21 protein-coding genes are annotated in these 19,602 nt (G+C 60.4%); 9 read left to right on the forward strand and 12 right to left on the reverse strand.

Annotated features, from left to right (window positions below; translation table 11 throughout):
* Positions 1-167 precede the first annotated feature (167 nt).
* Both BLQ55_RS05750 and BLQ55_RS05760 read right to left on the reverse strand, forming a co-directional pair.
* On the reverse strand, positions 168-1,841 hold the full coding sequence (locus BLQ55_RS05750) for a DEAD/DEAH box helicase (RefSeq protein WP_014337279.1): 1,674 nt from the start codon (positions 1,839-1,841) through the stop codon (positions 168-170).
* A gap of 490 nt (positions 1,842-2,331) precedes the next feature.
* Positions 2,332-3,087, reverse strand: coding sequence for a spermidine synthase (locus tag BLQ55_RS05760; RefSeq protein WP_092166839.1), 756 nt, complete (start codon positions 3,085-3,087; stop codon positions 2,332-2,334).
* 142 nt (positions 3,088-3,229) lie between these two features.
* Between BLQ55_RS05760 and BLQ55_RS05765 the strand changes: the two genes are divergently transcribed.
* Positions 3,230-4,576, forward strand: a complete 1,347-nt coding sequence (locus tag BLQ55_RS05765; RefSeq protein WP_092252870.1) for a class II 3-deoxy-7-phosphoheptulonate synthase — start codon at positions 3,230-3,232, stop codon at positions 4,574-4,576.
* A gap of 127 nt (positions 4,577-4,703) precedes the next feature.
* Here the strand turns inward: BLQ55_RS05765 and BLQ55_RS05770 are convergent, their stop codons facing one another.
* The gene (locus BLQ55_RS05770; protein WP_092197616.1) at positions 4,704-5,933 is read right to left on the reverse strand and encodes a winged helix-turn-helix domain-containing protein; all 1,230 of its coding nucleotides are present in this window, start codon (positions 5,931-5,933) and stop codon (positions 4,704-4,706) included.
* A gap of 64 nt (positions 5,934-5,997) precedes the next feature.
* A complete protein-coding gene (locus tag BLQ55_RS05775; RefSeq protein WP_053120494.1) occupies positions 5,998-6,216 on the reverse strand; it encodes a DUF1127 domain-containing protein in 219 nt (72 codons plus the stop codon).
* 97 nt (positions 6,217-6,313) lie between these two features.
* Here BLQ55_RS05775 and BLQ55_RS05780 point away from each other — a divergent pair, with 97 nt between their 5' ends.
* A complete protein-coding gene (locus BLQ55_RS05780) occupies positions 6,314-7,168 on the forward strand; it encodes a LysR substrate-binding domain-containing protein (RefSeq protein ID WP_027912697.1) in 855 nt (284 codons plus the stop codon).
* Here BLQ55_RS05780 and BLQ55_RS05785 read toward each other — a convergent pair.
* Positions 7,158-7,907, reverse strand: a complete 750-nt coding sequence (locus BLQ55_RS05785) for a sulfite exporter TauE/SafE family protein (protein ID WP_092197618.1) — start codon at positions 7,905-7,907, stop codon at positions 7,158-7,160. The genes BLQ55_RS05780 and BLQ55_RS05785 overlap by 11 nt on opposite strands.
* 146 nt (positions 7,908-8,053) lie before the next feature.
* On the opposite strand from BLQ55_RS05785, the gene BLQ55_RS05790 reads away from it, so the two are divergent.
* The 3 genes from BLQ55_RS05790 to BLQ55_RS05800 all read left to right on the forward strand — a co-directional run bounded on the left by BLQ55_RS05790 (position 8,054) and on the right by BLQ55_RS05800 (position 10,338).
* Positions 8,054-8,515 carry a MarR family winged helix-turn-helix transcriptional regulator gene (locus tag BLQ55_RS05790; RefSeq protein ID WP_060738541.1) on the forward strand — a complete coding sequence of 154 codons (462 nt, stop codon included), beginning with the start codon at positions 8,054-8,056 and terminating at the stop codon, positions 8,513-8,515.
* A 357-nt stretch (positions 8,516-8,872) separates the two neighbouring features.
* Entirely contained in the window at positions 8,873-9,292 is a 420-nt protein-coding gene (locus tag BLQ55_RS05795) for an organic hydroperoxide resistance protein (protein WP_092197620.1), read from the forward strand.
* A 35-nt stretch (positions 9,293-9,327) separates the two neighbouring features.
* The gene (locus tag BLQ55_RS05800; RefSeq protein ID WP_092197622.1) at positions 9,328-10,338 is read left to right on the forward strand and encodes an alpha/beta hydrolase; all 1,011 of its coding nucleotides are present in this window, start codon (positions 9,328-9,330) and stop codon (positions 10,336-10,338) included.
* A gap of 179 nt (positions 10,339-10,517) precedes the next feature.
* Here BLQ55_RS05800 and BLQ55_RS05805 read toward each other — a convergent pair whose 3' ends face one another.
* The gene (locus BLQ55_RS05805; protein ID WP_003199385.1) at positions 10,518-11,087 is read right to left on the reverse strand and encodes an elongation factor P; all 570 of its coding nucleotides are present in this window, start codon (positions 11,085-11,087) and stop codon (positions 10,518-10,520) included.
* 48 nt (positions 11,088-11,135) lie between these two features.
* The gene (gene earP, locus BLQ55_RS05810; protein WP_092252872.1) at positions 11,136-12,269 is read right to left on the reverse strand and encodes an elongation factor P maturation arginine rhamnosyltransferase EarP; all 1,134 of its coding nucleotides are present in this window, start codon (positions 12,267-12,269) and stop codon (positions 11,136-11,138) included.
* A 121-nt stretch (positions 12,270-12,390) separates the two neighbouring features.
* On the opposite strand from earP, the gene BLQ55_RS05815 reads away from it, so the two are divergent.
* Positions 12,391-12,777, forward strand: a complete 387-nt coding sequence (locus tag BLQ55_RS05815) for a hypothetical protein (RefSeq protein WP_092252874.1) — start codon at positions 12,391-12,393, stop codon at positions 12,775-12,777.
* A gap of 1 nt (position 12,778) precedes the next feature.
* Positions 12,779-13,261, forward strand: a complete 483-nt coding sequence (locus BLQ55_RS05820) for a GreA/GreB family elongation factor (protein WP_092197628.1) — start codon at positions 12,779-12,781, stop codon at positions 13,259-13,261.
* A gap of 13 nt (positions 13,262-13,274) precedes the next feature.
* Here BLQ55_RS05820 and cysB read toward each other — a convergent pair whose 3' ends face one another.
* From cysB to BLQ55_RS05840, 4 genes are all read right to left on the reverse strand, one after another.
* Positions 13,275-14,249 (reverse strand): HTH-type transcriptional regulator CysB, encoded by a 975-nt coding sequence (gene cysB / locus BLQ55_RS05825; RefSeq protein ID WP_003199376.1) that lies wholly within the window; start codon positions 14,247-14,249, stop codon positions 13,275-13,277.
* 110 nt (positions 14,250-14,359) lie between these two features.
* Positions 14,360-14,860 carry a universal stress protein gene (locus BLQ55_RS05830; protein WP_060738547.1) on the reverse strand — a complete coding sequence of 167 codons (501 nt, stop codon included), beginning with the start codon at positions 14,858-14,860 and terminating at the stop codon, positions 14,360-14,362.
* Positions 14,861-14,956: 96 nt separating this feature from the next.
* Positions 14,957-15,862 carry a 5'-nucleotidase gene (locus tag BLQ55_RS05835; protein ID WP_072408345.1) on the reverse strand — a complete coding sequence of 302 codons (906 nt, stop codon included), beginning with the start codon at positions 15,860-15,862 and terminating at the stop codon, positions 14,957-14,959.
* Positions 15,863-15,883: 21 nt separating this feature from the next.
* A complete protein-coding gene (locus BLQ55_RS05840; RefSeq protein WP_092197630.1) occupies positions 15,884-16,837 on the reverse strand; it encodes a putative 2-dehydropantoate 2-reductase in 954 nt (317 codons plus the stop codon).
* 316 nt (positions 16,838-17,153) lie between these two features.
* On the opposite strand from BLQ55_RS05840, the gene BLQ55_RS05845 reads away from it, so the two are divergent.
* The gene (locus tag BLQ55_RS05845) at positions 17,154-18,230 is read left to right on the forward strand and encodes a 3-deoxy-7-phosphoheptulonate synthase (RefSeq protein ID WP_092197632.1); all 1,077 of its coding nucleotides are present in this window, start codon (positions 17,154-17,156) and stop codon (positions 18,228-18,230) included.
* Positions 18,231-18,386: 156 nt separating this feature from the next.
* On the opposite strand, the gene BLQ55_RS05850 is transcribed toward BLQ55_RS05845, so the two are convergent.
* Complete coding sequence (locus tag BLQ55_RS05850) at positions 18,387-18,668, reverse strand: GNAT family N-acetyltransferase (protein ID WP_053120470.1); 282 nt, start codon at positions 18,666-18,668, stop codon at positions 18,387-18,389.
* Between the two features lie 634 nt (positions 18,669-19,302).
* On the opposite strand from BLQ55_RS05850, the gene oprI reads away from it, so the two are divergent.
* Positions 19,303-19,554 carry an outer membrane lipoprotei OprI gene (gene oprI / locus BLQ55_RS05855; RefSeq protein WP_003183784.1) on the forward strand — a complete coding sequence of 84 codons (252 nt, stop codon included), beginning with the start codon at positions 19,303-19,305 and terminating at the stop codon, positions 19,552-19,554.
* Positions 19,555-19,602: the final 48 nt, after the last annotated feature.

The following is a 19,602-nucleotide window of genomic DNA, read 5'->3' on the forward strand; positions in this document are numbered from 1 at the left end:
AAGCCCGCTCCCACAGGGTTTTGTGAACGCCGCAAGCCCAATGTGGGAGCGAGCTTGCTCGCGATTGGCCTCCACCCATTCCCCTGAAGACACACCAAACAACAGGCAAAAAAATCCCCGAACCAGTCGGGGATTTTTCATGTTCGATCAATCAGCCCAAGAGCCGATCAATCCTCGCGATAGCGACGCAGCTTGAGCTGCTTACCAGCGACGCGGGTGTCTTTCAGCTTGGTCAGCAACTTCTCCAGACCATCTTCCGGCAGCTCGACCAGGCTGAAGCTGTCACGCACCTGGATGCGGCCGATCGCTTCGCGGGCCAGGCCGCCTTCGTTGAGGATGGCACCCAGCAGGTTCTTGGCGGCGATGCCGTCACGGGCACCCAGCGCAGTACGGCAGCGCGCACGACCTTCGGCCAGCGGGATCGGTGCACGACGCTCGCGATCACCACGGTCCGGACGATCACCGGTGCGCTCGGGACGATCGCCACGCGGTGCGTTGTTCGGCACCAGGGGACGTTCCTTCTCGATCGCAGCCAGGTTCAGCGCCTGGCCATTGGTGGCCTTGCGCAGCAGTGCCGCGGCCAGGGCACGTGGGGTGCAACCAATATCGGCGGTCAGGCGATCGAGCAGATCACCGTGGGTCGATTCGGCGTCAGCCACCAGGGGCGACAGGCTGTTGGTCAGTTTCTTGATGCGGGCATCGAGAACGGCCTGGGCGTCCGGCAGGCGAACTTCAGCCACCTTCTGGCCAGTCACACGCTCGATCACTTGCAGCATGCGGCGCTCACGGGGAGTGACCAGCAGCAGCGCGCGGCCTTCGCGACCGGCACGGCCGGTACGGCCGATACGGTGAACGTAGGATTCCGGATCGTACGGCATGTCCACGTTGAACACGTGGGTGATACGCGGAACGTCCAGGCCACGGGCAGCGACGTCGGTCGCCACAACGATGTCCAGGCGGCCATCCTTGAGGGAGTCGATCACGCGCTCACGCTGGTTCTGGGCAATGTCACCGTTCAGCGCGGCGGCTTTGTAGCCTTTGGCTTCCAGGGCGCTGGCCAGGTCCAGGGTCGCTTGCTTGGTGCGCACGAACATGATCAGGGCGTCGAAGTCTTCCACTTCCAGCAAGCTGAGAACGGCGGAAGTCTTCTGGTCGGCGTGAACCAGCAGGTGAGCTTGTTCGATCGCGGTGACGGTCTGAGTCTTGGTCTGGATCTTCACGTGTTGCGGATCGCGCAGGTGGCGCTCGGCAATGGCACGGATCGATTGCGGCAGGGTGGCCGAGAACAAGACAGTCTGGCGGGTCGCTGGCAGAGCCTTGAAGATGACTTCCAGGTCATCCATGAAGCCCAGCTTGAGCATCTCGTCGGCTTCGTCGAGAACCAGGTGGTTCACGGTAGCCAGGACTTTTTCGTCACGACGCAGGTGGTCGCACAGACGCCCCGGAGTGGCGACAACGATCTGCGCGCCATTACGGATGGCTTTCAGTTGTGGGCCCATCGGGGCGCCGCCGTAAACGGCCACAACAGTAACGCCAGGCATTTGCTTGGAGTAGGTTTCGAAAGCGGTGGCTACTTGCAGCGCCAACTCACGGGTTGGCGCCAGGATCAGGGCTTGCGGTTCGCGCTTGGCAGGATCGATGCGATGCAGGATCGGCAGGGCGAACGCAGCGGTTTTACCCGTACCGGTTTGCGCCTGGCCAATCATGTCGTGGCCGGCCATGATGATCGGGATCGATTGCTGCTGAATCGCCGAAGGTTCTTCGTAGCCGGTCGCGGTGACGGCAGCAAGAATGTTCGGGTTGAGATTAAAAGCGGCGAAGCCGCCGGTTTCCTGGGTCATGGGTCTGCCTCTAAGTGCATCCGCAAAGACCCATGCTCCAAAGCTGCGCATGCCGTGTTGAGACTCAAGAGTCGCCCTGGCTGCTTTGTCGGCGGGGATTTGCGAAAACGAATGAATGGAAAAAGAACGTCGCGGAAGCATCCGTTGTGCGGACATGCAACCGAAGCTGACTTCGGAGAATTGCGCTACCTTGACGCGGCCCGGCTAAAGGCCGGCGCGCACTATACCGGAATTCGCCCGAAAAGGGAGCTTTTTTTATTGCCAAACCCCGTTATGGGGCTCGCCGTCAGAAGGCCTTGGGGCAGCCAGCTAAAACGGTTCATCTCCAGACGACTTTGCCCTTGTGGCGAGGGAGCTTGCTCCCGCTCGGCTGCGAAGCAGACGCCTGGGTTGATAGCTGAAATCGAAGGGGGCCGCTTCGCGACCCAGCGGGAGCAAGCTCCCTCGCCACAGGGGAACTCACTTGTAAAAAGGTTTTGGGGGCCTTTGATCAGGTCGCCGGCCGGATCGCCTTGATCAGTGACTGCAACGAATACCCCAAGCGTGGCGCCAGCCCTTCGGCCCTGGCGACCAGTCCTTGCATGTCCAGCTCCTGATCGAGGTCCGCCGGCACAATCAGGATTACATTGCCCTCCTTCACCGGCAGTTCCCAATAATGCCGGTGGTACAAACCGCGCAAGAGCGCCGCGCCCAATGGCTTGCCATCGTCGGTGGCCCATTGGTTGATCACCAGCCAGCCGCCCGGGTTGAGGCGTTTCTGGCAGTTTTCCAGGAACCCCCAGGCAAGATGCCCGACGCCTGGGCCGACATCGGTATAGAGGTCGACGAAAATCAGGTCCGCCGGCTCCGCCGTTTCAAGCAATTGCAAGGCATCGCCAACGCGGATGTACAGTCGCGGATCGTCGTCCAGCCCCAGGTATTCGATGGCCAGGCGCGGCACGTCGGGACGCAGCTCGATGGCCTCGACGTCTTCCAGCGGCAGGAACTTGAGGCAGGCCTGGGTCAGCGTACCGGCACCCAGCCCCAGGAACAGCGCGCTTTCCGGCTGCTCGTGACACAACGCACCGATGAGCATGGCACGGGTGTAGTCATATTCGAGCCAGCTCGGATCCGCTGTGAACACACAGCTTTGCTCGATGGCGTCGCCAAACTCCAGAAACCGGTAATCGGCCACTTCGAATACGCGGATCATGCCGAACTCGTCGTGCACCTCGGCGAGCAAATGCTCGACGCGCTCCTCTGTCATTTCATCTCCTGATGGTTGCCGTGCCGGCATGAGCCTGCGGATACGGGACAAGGACGCGATTGTCCGCGAAGCAACCGGAACAGGTCACGTACTAATTTGCTGATAACATGGCCGTCCGAGCGTAAATCACCTAGAGATCATGATGAGCCAACCCTGGAGCCCTGACAGCTGGCGCGCCCTGCCGATCCAGCAGCAACCCCGTTACCCCGACGCCACGCACCTGTTGCAGGTGGAGCAGACCCTGGCCAGTTATCCGCCATTGGTGTTTGCCGGTGAAGCCCGGGAGTTGCGCCGTCAGTTCGCCGAAGTGACCCAGGGCCGGGCGTTCCTGCTGCAAGGCGGCGACTGCGCCGAAAGCTTTGCCGAGTTCTCGGCGGCCAAGATCCGCGACACCTTCAAGGTGCTCTTGCAGATGGCGATCGTCATGACCTTTGCCGCCGGCTGCCCGGTGGTCAAGGTCGGGCGCATGGCCGGGCAGTTCGCCAAGCCACGCTCGGCCAACGACGAAACCATCGACGGCGTGACCCTGCCGGCGTACCGGGGTGACATCGTCAACGGCATCGGTTTCGACGAAAAAAGCCGCGTACCGGCCCCGGAGCGGTTGTTGCAGTCCTACCACCAGTCCACCGCCACCTTGAACCTGCTGCGCGCCTTCGCCCAGGGCGGGTTCGCCGATCTGCACCAGGTGCACAAGTGGAACTTGGACTTCATCGCCAACTCGGCCCTGGCGGAAAAATACAGCCACCTGGCCGACCGCATCGACGAAACCCTGGCATTCATGCGCGCCTGCGGCATGGACAGCTCGCCGCAATTGCGCGAAACCAGTTTCTTCACCGCCCACGAAGCGCTGCTGCTCAATTACGAAGAAGCCTTCGTGCGCCGTGACAGCCTGACCAACGACTATTACGACTGCTCGGCCCACATGCTCTGGATCGGCGACCGCACCCGTCAGTTGGACGGTGCCCATGTCGAATTCCTGCGTGGGGTGAACAACCCGATCGGGGTCAAGGTCGGCCCGAGCATGGACCCGGACGACCTGATCCGCCTGATCGACGTGCTCAACCCGGACAACGACCCCGGCCGGCTGAACCTGATCGCCCGGATGGGCGCCAACAAGGTCGGCGAACACTTGCCGCCGCTGTTGCGCGCCGTGCAACGTGAAGGCAAGCAGGTGCTGTGGAGTTCCGACCCGATGCACGGCAACACCATCAAGGCCAGCAGCGGCTACAAGACCCGGGACTTCGCACAGATCCTCGGTGAAGTGAAGCAGTTCTTCCAGGTCCACGAAGCCGAAGGCACCTATGCCGGCGGGATTCACATCGAAATGACCGGGCAAAACGTCACCGAATGCATCGGCGGTGCACGACCGATCACCGAGGACGGGCTGTCGGACCGCTACCACACCCATTGCGACCCGCGGATGAATGCCGATCAATCGCTGGAGCTGGCGTTCCTGATTGCGGAGACGTTGAAACAGGTTCGGCGGTAGGTTCTTCTTCGCCAGTTGGACGGCTATCGCGAGCAAGCTCGCTCCCACAAGGGGTCCCGGGTGACCACAGGTTTTGTGTTCACAACAGATCCAATGTGGGAGCGAGCTTGCTCGCGATAACATCGGGTCAGTCACCACTTAACTGGGCCAACGCCACCGCCAACCGAACCCCACCCACCCGCTGGCAGTTAAGCTGAACCTGCTCCAACCCCAGCCAATCGGCCATGCGCCGCAGGTTGATCGCCAAGGCCTGCACGCCCTCCTCGTCCAGCCCCGGCTCTTCCTCGTGCACCGCATGCACCGCCAATCGCCCCAGGGCACGCTCCGCCCGCAGGTCCACCCGAGCCGCGATGCGTTCATTGTGCAAGAACGGCAATACGTAATAGCCGTACATCCGCTTGTGGACAGGGGTGTAGATCTCCAGCCGGTAGCGGAAATCGAACAGTCGTTCGGTACGGTCGCGCTCCCAGACCAGCGAATCGAACGGCGACAACAAGGCACTGGTCGCTACTTTGCGAGGGATCTTCGCCGCGGGTCGGCACCAGGCCGGTTGCTTCCAGCCTTGCACCTCACAGCGCAACAGTTCGCCGGCCTCTTCCAACTCGGCCAGTCGCCCGCGACTGTCGGCCGGCCCCAGACGAAAGTAGTCGCGCAGGTCCTTCTCGGTAGCGACACCCAAGGCCTCGGCGGCATGCAGCAACAAGGCGCGCTGGGCCTGGGCCTCGTCCGGCCGAGGCTGTTGCAGGACCGAAGCCGGGAACACCCGCTCCGGCAAGTCGTAGAGCCGCTCGAACCCACGCCGCCCCGCCACCGTGACTTCGCCCGCCGCGAATAGCCATTCCAGCGCATGCTTCTCTGCGCTCCAGTCCCACCACGGCCCGGCCTTCTCCTGGCGCGTGGACAGGCTACCGGCGCCCAGGGCGCCCTGCTCCTGGACCGACGCCAGAACGCGACGGATGACATCCTGGCGTTCATGACCGAAACGCGCCAATTGCTGGTAGATGCCCTCGCCACGGGACGCCCGATCCATGCGCCAACGCATCAGCGGATACATGGACAGCGGCAGCAGCGACGCTTCATGGCCCCAATATTCGAACAGCGTGCGGCGTCGGCCCTGGCTCCAGGCGGCTTGATCGAGCAAATCGCGAGGGTAGTGGCCGAGGCGGGAGAACAACGGGAGATAATGCGAGCGCACCAGCGCATTGACGGAGTCGATCTGCAGGACGCCAAGGCGTTCGATCAGACGGTTGAGGCGCGAGGGTTGCACCGAAGCTGGCGGCGACCGCCCATCGAATCCTTGGGCGGCCAACGCCAGACGCCGGGCCTGTTTGAGGGTAAAGGACACAGTCGCGGGCATGGAGATCTCCTTGTCTGCTCGCAACCTACCTCACCAATAAGGGGTTTGTGTAGGAAAGGATGGCTCATTTGTGCATTGGGTCATCCCAGAATGGCCGAACCACTTCCTGCTCCACGTCGGCACGACTCACGCCGATGTCCTTGAGCGCCTCGTCGCTCATTCCGGCCAGCAGTTCGCGTTCGTGGTGCAATTCATACCAGCGGCTAAACTTGTGCAGCAAGGCGCTGATGGAAAAGCCGTGGGAGAGTTTGTCTATCAGTAGATAACCTTTTTGACCTTTCATCGTGATGTCCTCCGTTGGGGATGGCTCAAGTCTCGCGCTAACGCTAAGATCAATCCAACGAATGTTTCTTATGCAATACATCTCGGAGATTGATCAATTGTCGAGTTACCCGAGCATCGATACGGAAGTGCTGCGTACCTTTGTCGCCATCGCCGACCAGGGCGGTTTCACTCGGGCCGGGGAATTGGTCAATCGCACCCAGTCTGCCGTCAGCATGCAGATGAAACGGCTGGAAGAAGACGTCTTGCAGCGACGGTTGTTCGAACGCGACGGACGCCAGGTCAAGCTCACTGCCGAAGGCCAGGTGCTGCTGGGTTACGCCCGGCGGATCCTCAAGCTGCACAGCGAGGTGTTCAATACCCTGCGCGAACCGCACATGGTCGGCACGGTGCGCATCGGCACACCGGACGATTACGTGATGCGCTTCCTGCCGGGCATCCTGCAACGCTTCGCCCAGTTCTATCCGCTGATCGAAATCGAAGTGCACTGCGAGTCGTCCAAGCAGTTGCTGCTGCGCCAGGACCTGGACCTGTCCATCGTCACCCGCAAACCGGGGGACGAAATCGGCCAGTTGCTGCGCAAGGAGCGTTTTGTCTGGGCCGAAGCCGCCTGCTTCAATGTCCATGAACAAACGCCGCTGCCGCTGGCAATGTTCAACAGCGATTGTTTCTGCCGGCAATGGGCCTGCAATGCGCTGGATGCCATGGGCCGCGATTATCGCGTGGCGTACAACAGCTCGAGCCTGTCGGCGCTCATGGCGGTGGTGGGCGCCGGACTGGCAATCACGGCACAACTGGAAAGCCTGCTGACCCCGGATATGCGCGTACTGGGCGAGGCCGAAGACCTGCCGGAACTGCCCGAGGCCAGCATCATGCTGATCCGCAACCTGCATAACCCGTCGCCGATCACCGAGTGCCTGGCCGAACACATCGTCGAAGGTTTCAAACTTTAAAGGCGAGCAACACCGCGCACAGCACCAGGAAACCGCAGAACAGCCCGCGCAACAGCCGCTCCGGCAAGGCGTGGGCGACTTTCACTCCCCAACTGATGCTCAGCAGGCCTCCGACCGCCAGCGGCAGGCCGATGCTCCAGTCCACTTCGTGGTGAAACGCATACGTGGCGAGGGTCACGCCGGTACTGGGCAAGGCCAGTGCCAGGGACAAGCCTTGGGCAACCACCTGGCTGGTGCCAAAAATGCTGGTCAGGATCGGGGTGGCGACAACGGCCCCACCGACACCGAACAGACCGCCCATGGTGCCGGATGCGGCTCCCAGCACGCCGAGCCACGGCCAGCCATACCGCATTTGCGCCGAAGCAGGTGCGGTGGCGGCGAACATGCGAACCAGGTTGTAGAGCGTCAGCGCGATCAGGAACGCCACGAAGCCGATCCGCATGCTATCGGCATCGATCCCCACGGCCCAGATCGAGCCAAGCCAGGCAAAGCAGAATCCCATGGAAGCCAACGGCAGGACATGGCGCAATTCGATGCGATTGCGCTGGTGGTAGCGCCACAACGCAAGCATGACATTGGGCACCACCATGACCAGCGCCGTCCCTTGGGCCATTTGCTGGTCGAGGCCGAACCAGACACCCAGCACCGGAATGGCAATCAGGCCGCCACCGATCCCGAACAATCCCCCCAAGGTGCCCAACAAGGCACCAAACACCAAGAACAGTGCAAATTCGAACACAGAAGACTCCCCTTTTCCTCAGGCGCTTATCCTACGCAGTCGGCGCCAGCGGGGAAACGTCACATCTATCCGAAATGTCAGAATTATCTGGCGCATTAAAGATTCGCCCGCTAGATTCGTAACGATCATTGATTGAAGGTTTTGCCATGAACACCCTGCGCGACACCCCCGAAGCCTGCGAAGCCCTGCTGCTCGACAACCAGGTCTGTTTCGCCCTGCACTCCACGTCGCTGCTGATGACCAAGGTCTATAAGCCGCTGCTACAGGCCCTGGGCCTGACCTATCCGCAATACCTGGCGATGATGGTGCTGTGGGAAAAGGACGGATTGACCGTCGGTGAAATCAGCACACGCCTGCTTACCGACCCCGGCTCGCTGACCCCATTGCTCAAGCGCCTGGAGGCCGAAGGCCTGTTGAGCCGCACCCGCAGCCGTGAGGACGAACGTGTGGTCATTGTCGAACTCACCGAACAGGGCCGCGCCCTGCGGGAAAAAGCCCTCGACATCCCCCAATGCATCCTCGCCGCCAGCGGCCAGACCCTGGAACAGCTGAAGAAGCTGCAACATGACCTGCAAGCGCTACGCGGCCATTTGCAAGACAGCCTCTGACTCCCCCGTGGGAACGGGCTCGCTCGCGAAGGCGCCGGTACACCCGATATCCCCGCCTACTGACCCACCGCTATCGCGAGCAAGCTCGCTCCCACATTGGATTTGCAGTGCTCACACAGCCCCCTGTGGGAGCGAGCTTGCTCGCGATAGCGGCCTCCCTACCAGCCCACAGCTAAAAAATTTTTAACATCAAGTAACCGCTCTAGATCAATAGTTTCAAACCCTTTCAGTTTGATTTTTTACTCGCCTCGAAAATTTATCTTGCGCACAAAATATTAGCGCTATACATTCTCCTCACACCTACTTAGCGCACAAACATTTAGCGCAAATAAATAACCCTGAAACGAGGCTCCCATCATGCAAACGCTCTACACCGCAATCGCAACTTCCACCGGCGGCCGTGACGGTCGTGCGATTTCCAGTGACAACGTCCTCGACGTCAAACTCGCTACGCCCAAGGAACTCGGCGGCGCGGGCGGTGCGGCGACCAACCCTGAGCAATTGTTCGCAGCCGGCTACTCGGCCTGCTTCATCGGCGCCCTGAAATTCGTGGCCGGCCAGAGCAAACGCAAGATCCCGGACGACGCCTCGATTACCGCCCACGTCGGCATCGGCCAGATCCCCGGTGGTTTCGGCCTCGACATCGACCTGCACATCAGCCTGCCAGGCCTGGACCAGGCCGACGCGCAAAGCCTGGTGGACGCGGCTCACCACGTCTGCCCGTACTCCAACGCCACCCGCGGCAACGTGGATGTGCGCCTGCACGTGACCGTCTGACCACCAACCCTGGCCCCGAATTTAAGGAGATGCACATGAACACATTCAGCAAAGCCCTGACCGGCACCCTTCTCGCCCTCAGCGTCAGCAGCGCCTTCGCCGATGGCATTGTCGAACACAACACCCAAGCGTTTCTCGACGTGCTCAATGCCGGCACCGGCAAGCCACTGGAGCAGCTGTCGCCCAAGGACGCCCGCGCCGTCCTGGTGGGCGCCCAGGCGGGAGTAAAGTTGAGCTTGCCCAAGGCCGACGTCAGCGAGAAAACCATCCAGGTCGATGGCCAGCCGATCAACCTGACCATCGTTCGCCCCGCCGGGGTCAAGGGTGAGTTGCCGGTGTTCATGTTCTTCCACGGCGGTGGCTGGGTACTGGGCGACTTCCCGACCCACGAACGACTGGTCCGGGATCTGGTGGCGGGGTCCGGTGCCGTCGCGGTGTTCGTCAACTACACGCCCTCACCCGAGGCGCATTACCCGGTGGCGATCAACCAGGCTTACGCCGCGACGAAGTGGGTGGCCGAGCACGGCAAGCAAATCAACGTCGATGGCAAGCGCCTGGCCGTGGTGGGCAACAGCGTCGGCGGCAACATGGCAGCGGTCGTGGCCTTGATGGCGAAGGACAAAGGCACGCCGGCGATCCGTTTCCAGGCATTGCTGTGGCCGGTGACTGATGCCAGCTTCGAGACGGCGTCCTACAACCAGTTCGCCGAAGGGCACTTCCTCAGTAAAAACATGATGAAGTGGTTCTGGGACAATTACACCACCGATGCCGGGCAACGCGGCGAGATCTATGCCTCGCCGCTGCGGGCCAGCACCGCACAACTCAAGGGTCTGCCGCCAGCGCTGGTGCAGACCGCCGAGGCCGATGTCTTGCGCGATGAAGGCGAAGCCTATGCCCGCAAACTGGACGCGGCCGGTGTGCCCGTCACGGCCGTGCGCTACAACGGCATGATCCACGACTATGGTTTGCTCAACGTGGTCAGCCAGGTGCCAGCAGTGCGTTCGGCGATGTTGCAGGTGTCCGAAGAGCTCAAGAAGCACCTGTAGGAGCTGTCGAGCGAAGCGAGGCTGCGATCTTTTCCCCAGGCACTTGAGTCTCAAGCGAAAGGTCAAAAGATCGCAGCCTTCGGCAGTTCCTACAGCGCAGACCAGCGGGAGCTGGTATTCAGTCCTGAAATAAAAAAGCCCGACTCAATGGTCGGGCTTTTTCATACAGAAGGCTTCGCTTACTTGGCGCGACCTTTGTAGGAACCGCCTTCGCGGGTATCGATCTCGATCATGTCACCGATTTCGATGAAGTCAGCGACCGACAGTTCGGTACCGTTCTTCAGTTTGGCAGGCTTCATGACCTTGCCGGAAGTGTCACCGCGAGCGGAACCTTCGGTGTAGTCAACCTGACGCACGATGGTGGTCGGCAGTTCTACGGAAACCAGGCGCTCTTCGAAGAACACGGCTTCGCAGACGTCGGTCATGCCTTCTTCGATGAACGGCAGAACGCTTTCGATGTCTTCGGCGTTCAGTTCGTACATGGTGTAGTCAGTGGTGTCCATGAACGTGTAGGTGTCACCGCTGATGAAGGACAGGGTCGCTTCTTTGCGGTCGAGGATCACGTCGTCCAGTTTGTCGTCGGCGCTGTAGACGATCTCGGTCTTGTAACCGGTCAGCAGGTTCTTCAGCTTGGTCTTCATGATCGCGCTGTTACGACCCGACTTGGTGAACTCAGCTTTCTGAACCAGCCAAGGATCGTTTTCGAGACGGATCACGGTCCCGGGTTTCAGTTCTTTACCAGTTTTCATTGCGAATATCCGAATTTGGATGGGATTTACAAAAATCTAGGCCGCGTATCATATCCAATTTACATAAAACTTCACCAGCGCTGCGGCAAGATCGGGTCGCGAGGCCTGTTCCAGACACCACGCCTGGGCATGTTCGGCCAGTTCCCGCTGGTGTTCGCGGCTGGTTTTCCAATGCTCGGCCATGTCCTGGCCGGCATTCCAGGCCCGCCAGAGACCACTGGTCGCTTTTTGCGCGGCCGGTGAAAGCCCCTGATTGTAGAGCCTGAGAAATGCCTCGAGCTTTTCCAGGTGGACGTCTTCTTCCTGCTGGTAGATATGCCAGAGCAGCGGCCGACCGGCCCATTGCGCACGCACGAAGGAGTCTTCGCCACGCACGGCGTTGAAATCACAGCACCACAGCAACTGGTCGTACTGATCCTGGCGAACGAACGGCAGCACCTGCACCGTCAGTGCGCCACGTCGATGCAGCGCACCGACCTCCAGGCCTTCGACACCGAGCCAACGCTCGACGTCGCCCAACACTCGCCCTTCGGGAACCAGCACATGAAATGCCTGGGTATCGGCTGCCATCGCATCGAACCAGCTCGCCAGCCCGGCGTTCTCGTAGGCAAACAGCGAGATCAGGCAGGTTTGCGGCGCCCGCTCGACGCCCAATCCTTGCAGGAAACTGCGTTGCGCTTCGGCATCCTGCTGGAATTGCCGACAGCGCTCCAGCAGACCGGCCTCCCGCAGCAAGCCACCCGTTCCCTCCCGAAAGCCCGGGAAAAAGAAATATTTCTGCACGTGTTTGAATTTGACCGACGGTAAGCCATGGCAACCGATCACCCAGTCTTCGGCGCTCAAATAATCGAGGTTCATCCACAAGGGAGTCGTCTGGCGCTCGGCCATCGCGTCCATGTAGGCGCTCGGCAACCGGCAGGCAAACGCGGCGATCACCACCTCGGCGGCCTCAGTGGGCTGCCAGTGCGCAGGCCAGTGGCACACTTGCACGCCCTGCTGCCATTGCTCGGACAGGGTGATATCGATTTGCGGACACAGCCGTTCGAAAGCACGCAGGTCGTCGACCCACAGCCGCACCGCGCATTGGTGCTCGGCCACCAATTGCCGAGCCAGGCGCCAAGTGACACCGATGTCGCCATAGTTATCGACGACGGTGCAAAAAATATCCCAGCGCACAGCCATTCCCGACTCCCTGTGATAAAGGCCCGATTGTCCCGAATAAACCGATCGCGCAGAAGAGCCGACGGCGATTAATCTTCATGCGACAATCAGCGCCTGCCCATGACCCTGCCAGGAAGCAGCCATGCCCGATCACTCGACATCCTCGCGCCTTACGGCTTTGCAATTGACCTTCAGCATCGCCCTGGGCCTGTGGCTGGGGTTCCTCGCCATCGTGTTGACGGGCTGGCTACTGTCCAGATTACTGTTCAACGAACAACTGGCACCGGTGGCCGCCGCCGTCCATCAACTGGCGCAACCACCGGCGGTGCAACCGGCCCCCGAGCCGCCTACGCCGATGTTCGAGCAGTATCAGCAGAACCTGCAAAGAAACGAACAACGTCAGGCGCTTGATCAGGCTCGCAGCAATCCTCGCAACCTGTCCAACCCCAAGTGCCAGTTCTGGCTGCAACAGGACCAGAATGCACCCAGTGAAAAAAGCCGCGCCAACGTGCTGCAATTCTGCGAATGACATGAACAAACAGACCGTCCACCAGTTGATTCTCGCCAAGCTCGAGATTGATCTCGATATCGCCGAACGCGCCGCGCAAACCGCCTACGAAACCGCGACCCACGAAGAAAACATCGCCGAGAACAAATACGACACCCTGGGCCTCGAGGCGTCCTACCTCGCCGCCGGACAAGCCAGGCGCGTGGAAGAAATCCGCCAGGCGCTCACCCTTTGTCAAAACCTGACGTTGAGGCCTTACGATCAGCAGCGCGGCGTTCAGGTCGGCACATTGATCGGACTGGAGGATGAGCACGGCCGCCAGCAATGGCTCTTCCTCGGGCCGGATGCGGCAGGCTTGAAGGTCTCGCTGGTAGGCCAGCCGATCACCGTCATCACCCCTCGCTCACCGCTGGGCCGAGGCCTGCTGGGCAAGTTCGAAGGGGATGAGGTGGAGATCGTGGTCGCGGGCGCCCGGCAACAGTTCACTGTCACCGAGGCGATCTAGGCAGGTAACGTTTTTAGTGCACCGGCAGTTCGACGCCGTCGAACAACTCTTCGAGTTCCTGCTTGTTGTGGCACTGGATGGCCTTGGCCATCACTTCCCGGGTCAGGTGCGGCGCGAATTTCTCGATGAAATCGCACATGAAACCGCGCAGGAAAGTGCCACGACGGAAACCGATCTTGGTCACGCTGGATTCGAACAATTCGCTGGCATCCAACACCACCAGGTCACTGTCGAGCTTGGTATCGACGGCCATCTTCGCGACGATGCCCACGCCCAGGCCCAGGCGGACGTAAGTCTTGATCACGTCGGCGTCGGCGGCGGTGAACACCACTTTCGGTGTCAGGCCACGATGACTGAAGGCTTCGTCGAGCTTGGAACGACCGGTGAAACCGAATACGTAGGTGACGATCGGGTATTCGGCCAGGGCTTCGAGAGTCAGCTTCGGCAGCTTGGTCAACGGGTGGCCCTGGGGCACGACCACGCAGCGATTCCAGCGATAGCACGGCATCATCACCAGGTCCCCGAACAGCTCCAGGGCCTCGGTGGCAATGGCGAAATCCACCGTGCCATCGGCAGCCATCTCGGCGATCTGCATCGGCGAACCCTGGTGCATGTGTAGCGCCACGTCGGGGTATTGCTTGATGAAATTGCTGATCACCGGCGGCAGCGCATAGCGGGCCTGGGTGTGCGTGGTAGCGATCGACAAGGTGCCTTTTTTCTCGTTGGAGAATTCCTGGGCGATCTGCTTGATGCTTTCGACCTTGCGCAGGATCTCGCCAGCCGTGGTGATGATGCGCTCACCGGCCGGGGTCACGCGGGTCAGGTGCTTGCCGCTGCGGGCGAAGACTTCGACGCCCAGTTCGTCTTCCAACAGGCGGATCTGCTTGCTGATGCCGGGTTGCGACGTGTAGAGGCTTTGGGCAGTAGCGGAAACGTTGAGGTCGTGGTGCGCCACTTCCCAGATGTAGCGCAGTTGTTGAAGCTTCATATGTATCCCTCAAAGCAGTTGGACGCCACGGGCATCAGCGACGGTATATAACTATATGGAAGGTCACGACAATAAATCTAGAACTTTTTATAAAACGCCATCATTTAGCCTCAAGCTTCGCCCTGACGTCGACGCTGGACCAGCGGAACCAGGTAGACCGGTACCCGGGATAACTGCAATACCCGGGCAGCGGTCCTGCCCAAGGGGGTTTCACCGTTCGCCCCTTGGCAATGACTGCCTACGATCAGCAAATCAACGGAGAGTTTCGCAGCCTGCTCCAGAATGACCTGGGAAGGATCGCCCTGGTACACCCTGACCGACCTGATCAGTTTCAAGTCCTGTTGCCCCTCCCCCAATTCCTCACGGAAACTGTCGAGCACCCGCTGTTCGATATTGGCCATCACCGTATTCAGACCTTGGCGATGGAATTCGTTCAGCGCCTGCTCATCGAGATAGCTTTGCAACACCGATTCGGCGAACAGCCCCATCGGTTCCACCGCATGCACCACATACAACTCGGCTTCAAACGTCCGTGCCAGCGCCAAGGCATGCTGCATCACATAAGGGGCATAAAGGCCCAGGTCTGTGGCGTACAGCATCGAACGAATCATGTGACCTCCTCACGTGCCAGAATGGCGGAGATTGATTCAGCTTAGCAGCGCCTCGGAGACTGCGACGTGCGGCCTGACGTCCCGACTCAGCGGCAGTCAGGGCTTTATTTCGTTACTGATGCCATGGGGCACGTGACCGGTGGCGACCACCTCCCGGGCCAATTCGCAGTGGCCGGTCTGGTCATCGAAAAACACATCGGCGGCAAAGGCCTCCAGGAAAGCCGATTTGGTCAGGCCACCGAGAAACAGCGACTCGTCCAAGCGGATATCCCACTCACGCAAAGTCCGGATGACCCGCTCATGGGCCGGTGCCGAACGGGCGGTCACCAAGGCCGTGCGGATGGGGCAGGCATCCTCGGGGAACTCGCGCTGCAGCGCGTTGAGCGCCGCCAGGAAGCCCTTGAACGGCCCGCCTCGCAGCGGCTCACGGGCAGCCTGTCGCTCGCTGGCCTGGAAAGCTTCCAGGCCACCGGCCTGATAGACACGCTCCGACTCATCGGAAAACAGCACGGCATCGCCATCGAAGGCAATGCGCAGTTCTGCGCTGGCGGCGCGACTGGCCCCACCCGACAGGATGGTGGCCGCGGCAAATCCGGCGTCCAGGGCGCTGCGCACGTCTTCAGCGTGGGTGGACAAGAACAGGTCGCAGCCGAATGCCTTGAGGTACGGGTAAGGGCTGCGGCCGCCAACGAAGGCCGCACGCGAAATCGCCAGCCCATAATGATGGATCGAGTTGAACACCCTAAGGCCGGTGTCGGCACTGTTGCGCGACACCAGGATCACCTCGACCCGGGCACGCCCCAGGTGTTCGTTGAGGTCCAGCAGTTTCTGCACAAGGGCGAACGCGTCACCGGGTGCCAGGACTTCGTCTTCATGCTCGATCTGGTATTGCCGATAGGCCTCGACGCCACTCGACAGGTATACCTTGTGGCTTTCCCTGAGGTCGAACAACGCCCGCGACGAAATCGCCAGCACCAGTTTGTCGTCGATGTTGTTTGCCATGCCACTCCCCTTTCGCCCCGCTCAGCGGTTACAGCGATCCATGAACGCCAACGCCTGATACAAAGCTTCTATTTTCGGCAGCTCACACCCTGCCGCTTTCGCCGCCGCCAATGGCCGGCCGTAGATCGCATCCAGTTCCAGCGCTCGCTTGTGGGAATAATCGTGGTACATGCTCGGCCAGTAATCGGGCATCTTCTCGGTCATCGTGAACAGATACTCGGCATAACCCGGCACGATGTGATGCCCGCAGGCTTGCGCACCGCGGACCACCTCCGCCATCAGCGCCTGGATCAGTTCGCGGCTATGATCGTTGGCCATCAACGGCGTGGTACTGGCGCCCAACAAAACCGAAAGACCGTTGTAGGGCACATTCCACACCAGCTTCTGCCAGCGGGCCTGTTGCAAGCCAGGCATGGCCTGGGCCTCGATACCGGCGCTGCGGAACAACGTCGCCGCCTCTTCGACGATCGCCATGCGTTGCGCCTGATCGGTACAGGGACCGCTGTGATAACCGACGTTGACCGCGCCAAGTGCCTGGTGGGCGATGACGCCAGGACCGATGCGATGCACGCAGATCAGGCACAGGCCACCCAGCAGATGCAGCGAATCGGGCAACAACGGTCGAAGATCGTCCTCCACGTCCAGGCCGTTCTGCAGCAACAGGACTCTTGCCCCGTCAGCGGCAGCCTGGGCAATGGCCGGCGCCAGGTCGGCATTGCTGGTGGTCTTGGCGCCGACCAGCAGCCAGTCACAGGGCGGCATATCGGCTGCCGAGCGATAGGCCTGGACGGGGTCGAGGGCCAGCGCGCCATGGACCGCGCTGTCGATTCGCAAACCGGCTTCGGCCACGGCAGCAAACTCGCTGCGCAGTAAAAAGTGCACGTCAAAACCGGCACGCGCCAGCATCACGCCATAAAACCCGCCAATCGCCCCGGTGCCGATCATCCCGATCCGCGGTTTAACCCCTGCCTGCATCGTTGCAACTCCCCTGGTAAAAAGCCCCTGCACATCATTACACAGCCTGGTTCTGTAGGAGCTGGCGAAGCCTGCGATCTTTTGATCTTTCGCTCTCGACTCAATCGGCTGTGGAAAGATCGCAGCCTCGCTTCGCTCGACAGCTCCTACGAGACCAATAGGAGCAAGCCCTTGCCACAATTAAACCGAGCCCTGCCCATTGTCGAGCCACCTCGTAACGCGATAAGGTTCGGCTCCCCGACGCGCTTAAAATCCGCTGTGCACCGCCGCGCGGGGATCGCTGGCGGCCGGCACCCGTGACCTGACGAGTAACACGATGGCTGATTTACCGATCAATGACCTTAACGTCGCCTCCAACGAGACCCTCATCACGCCTGACCAGCTCAAGCGCGATATCCCCCTGAGCGACGCTGCCCTGCGCACCGTGACCAAGGGCCGGGAGGTCATTCGCAACATCCTGGACGGCACCGACCATCGCCTGTTCGTGGTCATCGGCCCCTGCTCGATCCATGACATCAAGGCTGCCCACGAATACGCCGAGCGCCTGAAAGTGCTGGCGGCGGAAGTCTCCGACACCTTGTACCTGGTCATGCGCGTGTATTTCGAGAAACCGCGGACCACCGTCGGCTGGAAAGGCCTGATCAACGACCCGTACCTGGATGACTCCTTCAAGATCCAGGACGGCCTGCACATCGGTCGCCAGCTGCTGCTGGACCTGGCGGAAATGGGCCTGCCCACCGCCACCGAAGCCCTGGACCCGATCTCGCCGCAGTACTTGCAGGACCTGATCAGCTGGTCGGCCATCGGCGCGCGCACCACCGAATCCCAGACCCACCGCGAAATGGCCTCCGGCCTGTCGTCGGCGGTGGGCTTCAAGAACGGCACCGACGGCGGTCTCACCGTAGCGATCAACGCCTTGCAGTCGGTTTCCAGCCCGCACCGTTTCCTGGGCATCAACCAGGAAGGTGGCGTGTCGATCGTCACCACCAAGGGCAACGCCTACGGTCACGTGGTGCTGCGCGGTGGCAACGGCAAGCCGAACTACGATTCGGTCAGCGTCGCGCTGTGTGAGCAGGCGTTGAACAAAGCCGGGATCAAGCCGAACATCATGGTCGATTGCAGCCACGCCAACTCCAACAAGGACCCGGCACTGCAACCGTTGGTGATGGAGAACGTGGCCAACCAGATCCTGGAGGGCAACCAGTCGATTATTGGCCTGATGGTCGAAAGCCACTTGAACTGGGGCTGCCAGGCAATCCCGAAAGACCTCGCCGACTTGCAGTACGGCGTCTCCATCACCGATGCCTGCATCGACTGGAGCGCGACCGAGAATACCCTGCGCAGCATGCACGCCAAACTCAAGGACGTGTTGCCGAAGCGGCAGCGTAGTTAATAAAGATCGCAGCCTCGTTTCACTCGACAGCTCCTACACAGCTCTCCTACACGTATTTGAGTGGGGATGTAGGAGCTGGCGAAGCCTGCGATCTTTAAGGCATAAAAAAACGCCGGACTTTTCAGTCCGGCGTTTTTTATTGGGGAATCCGTTTTCTCAGAGCTTCGCCGCGTGCCGCTGGTGGCGCTCCATGTAACGCTCCACGTAGGAGCAGGAGGGGATCACCGTGTAGCCCATCTCTTCAGCGTACTGCAGCGCCCTTTCGGTCAGCGCTGCCGCGATGCCCCGCCCGCGCAAGGCGTTGGGCACGAAGGTGCGATAGATATCCAGGGTCTGCTTGCCCAGGTCCATATAGGTCAGATAGGCACGATGACCGTCCACATTGGTCTCGAACTGATGACCAGCCTGGTCATGGTGGATGGTAACCGCCTCGCTCATCACTACTCCTCGCGGGTCTGAATGCCGACCCCTACCTTACCGATGTTTTTCCGGCGAAGGAACATCTACGCCACCCCGTGCCTTCCCGGTCACCGAGCACCAAAACCGATCCGCTCAAACCCGAGCACGTCGTGAATAGTAGGCACCAATGACGCAAATGCTCAAGGCACGCCTGTCATCGAAGCGGTAAACCTGGTCGGGTTTATCGATTGAGCGCCATCGTCAAGCGGTAGTCGGTCACGGTGCAATAGCTGAACATCGCCAGTTGTTGAGTCTTGAGACGAGCGTGCGTAGTTAAAGTCACCGCCAATTACCAATAAAGATACCTGAGTCGCTGCACAAAAAATGAACAAAAGTTTAGACGAATCAATAAACAACGACGTTAGCCCAGGCTGCAAGAGTTCATCCCTGAACGGAACTTTTCTTCGTTGACGCGCTCCGGACAAGGCCTGAAGCTGCATATTTCTTCAACCGCTCCTGGAAAAGTTGCTCGAAAAAGAATCACCGCCTACAATTTTTTTGCTTCTTGCGCTACGTCAGTTTACTTACTACAAGTAATGGGTAGTATATACGCCGGCTAACTCCTCAGTCTGGGGAGACAGTCACTAATAGAAAGTCCTTGAAGGGGAACACGATGAACAACGTTCTGAAATTCTCTGCTCTGGCCCTGGCCGCAGTTCTGGCTACCGGTTGCAGCAGCGCATCGAAAGAAACCGAAGCACGTCTGACTGCTACCGAAGACGCAGCAGCTCGCTCTCAGGCTCGTGCAGACGAAGCTTACCGTAAAGCTGATGAAGCTCTGGCTGCTGCTCAAAAAGCACAACAGACTGCTGACGAAGCTAACGAGCGTGCTCTGCGCATGCTGGAAAAAGCTAGCCGCAAGTAATAGTCCTTCGGGATTGTTATCGAGCCGACCCATTTTTGGGTCGGCTTT

The sequence above is a fragment of the Pseudomonas sp. NFACC13-1 genome (assembly GCF_900104425.1).
GTDB classification, from domain to species: Bacteria; Pseudomonadota; Gammaproteobacteria; order Pseudomonadales; family Pseudomonadaceae; genus Aquipseudomonas; species Aquipseudomonas fluorescens_AA.

Excerpts from the sequence above, each read along its gene's own strand:
- BLQ55_RS05795 (WP_092197620.1), top strand. The coding sequence starts at position 8,873 with ATGCAAACGCTCTACACCGCAATCGCAACTTCCACCGGCGGCCGTGAC.
- BLQ55_RS05820 (WP_092197628.1), top strand. The coding sequence starts at position 12,779 with ATGAACAAACAGACCGTCCACCAGTTGATTCTCGCCAAGCTCGAGATT.
- BLQ55_RS05775 (WP_053120494.1), bottom strand. The coding sequence starts at position 6,216 with ATGAAAGGTCAAAAAGGTTATCTACTGATAGACAAACTCTCCCACGGC.
- BLQ55_RS05850 (WP_053120470.1), bottom strand. The coding sequence starts at position 18,668 with ATGAGCGAGGCGGTTACCATCCACCATGACCAGGCTGGTCATCAGTTC.
- cysB (WP_003199376.1), bottom strand. The coding sequence starts at position 14,249 with ATGAAGCTTCAACAACTGCGCTACATCTGGGAAGTGGCGCACCACGAC.
- BLQ55_RS05770 (WP_092197616.1), bottom strand. The coding sequence starts at position 5,933 with ATGCCCGCGACTGTGTCCTTTACCCTCAAACAGGCCCGGCGTCTGGCG.
- BLQ55_RS05840 (WP_092197630.1), bottom strand. The coding sequence starts at position 16,837 with ATGCAGGCAGGGGTTAAACCGCGGATCGGGATGATCGGCACCGGGGCG.
- BLQ55_RS05835 (WP_072408345.1), bottom strand. The coding sequence starts at position 15,862 with ATGGCAAACAACATCGACGACAAACTGGTGCTGGCGATTTCGTCGCGG.
- earP (WP_092252872.1), bottom strand. The coding sequence starts at position 12,269 with ATGGCTGTGCGCTGGGATATTTTTTGCACCGTCGTCGATAACTATGGC.
- BLQ55_RS05750 (WP_014337279.1), bottom strand. The coding sequence starts at position 1,841 with ATGACCCAGGAAACCGGCGGCTTCGCCGCTTTTAATCTCAACCCGAAC.
- BLQ55_RS05800 (WP_092197622.1), top strand. The coding sequence starts at position 9,328 with ATGAACACATTCAGCAAAGCCCTGACCGGCACCCTTCTCGCCCTCAGC.
- BLQ55_RS05830 (WP_060738547.1), bottom strand. The coding sequence starts at position 14,860 with ATGATTCGTTCGATGCTGTACGCCACAGACCTGGGCCTTTATGCCCCT.
- BLQ55_RS05815 (WP_092252874.1), top strand. The coding sequence starts at position 12,391 with ATGCCCGATCACTCGACATCCTCGCGCCTTACGGCTTTGCAATTGACC.
- BLQ55_RS05790 (WP_060738541.1), top strand. The coding sequence starts at position 8,054 with ATGAACACCCTGCGCGACACCCCCGAAGCCTGCGAAGCCCTGCTGCTC.
- BLQ55_RS05760 (WP_092166839.1), bottom strand. The coding sequence starts at position 3,087 with ATGACAGAGGAGCGCGTCGAGCATTTGCTCGCCGAGGTGCACGACGAG.
- BLQ55_RS05845 (WP_092197632.1), top strand. The coding sequence starts at position 17,154 with ATGGCTGATTTACCGATCAATGACCTTAACGTCGCCTCCAACGAGACC.
- oprI (WP_003183784.1), top strand. The coding sequence starts at position 19,303 with ATGAACAACGTTCTGAAATTCTCTGCTCTGGCCCTGGCCGCAGTTCTG.
- BLQ55_RS05805 (WP_003199385.1), bottom strand. The coding sequence starts at position 11,087 with ATGAAAACTGGTAAAGAACTGAAACCCGGGACCGTGATCCGTCTCGAA.
- BLQ55_RS05765 (WP_092252870.1), top strand. The coding sequence starts at position 3,230 with ATGAGCCAACCCTGGAGCCCTGACAGCTGGCGCGCCCTGCCGATCCAG.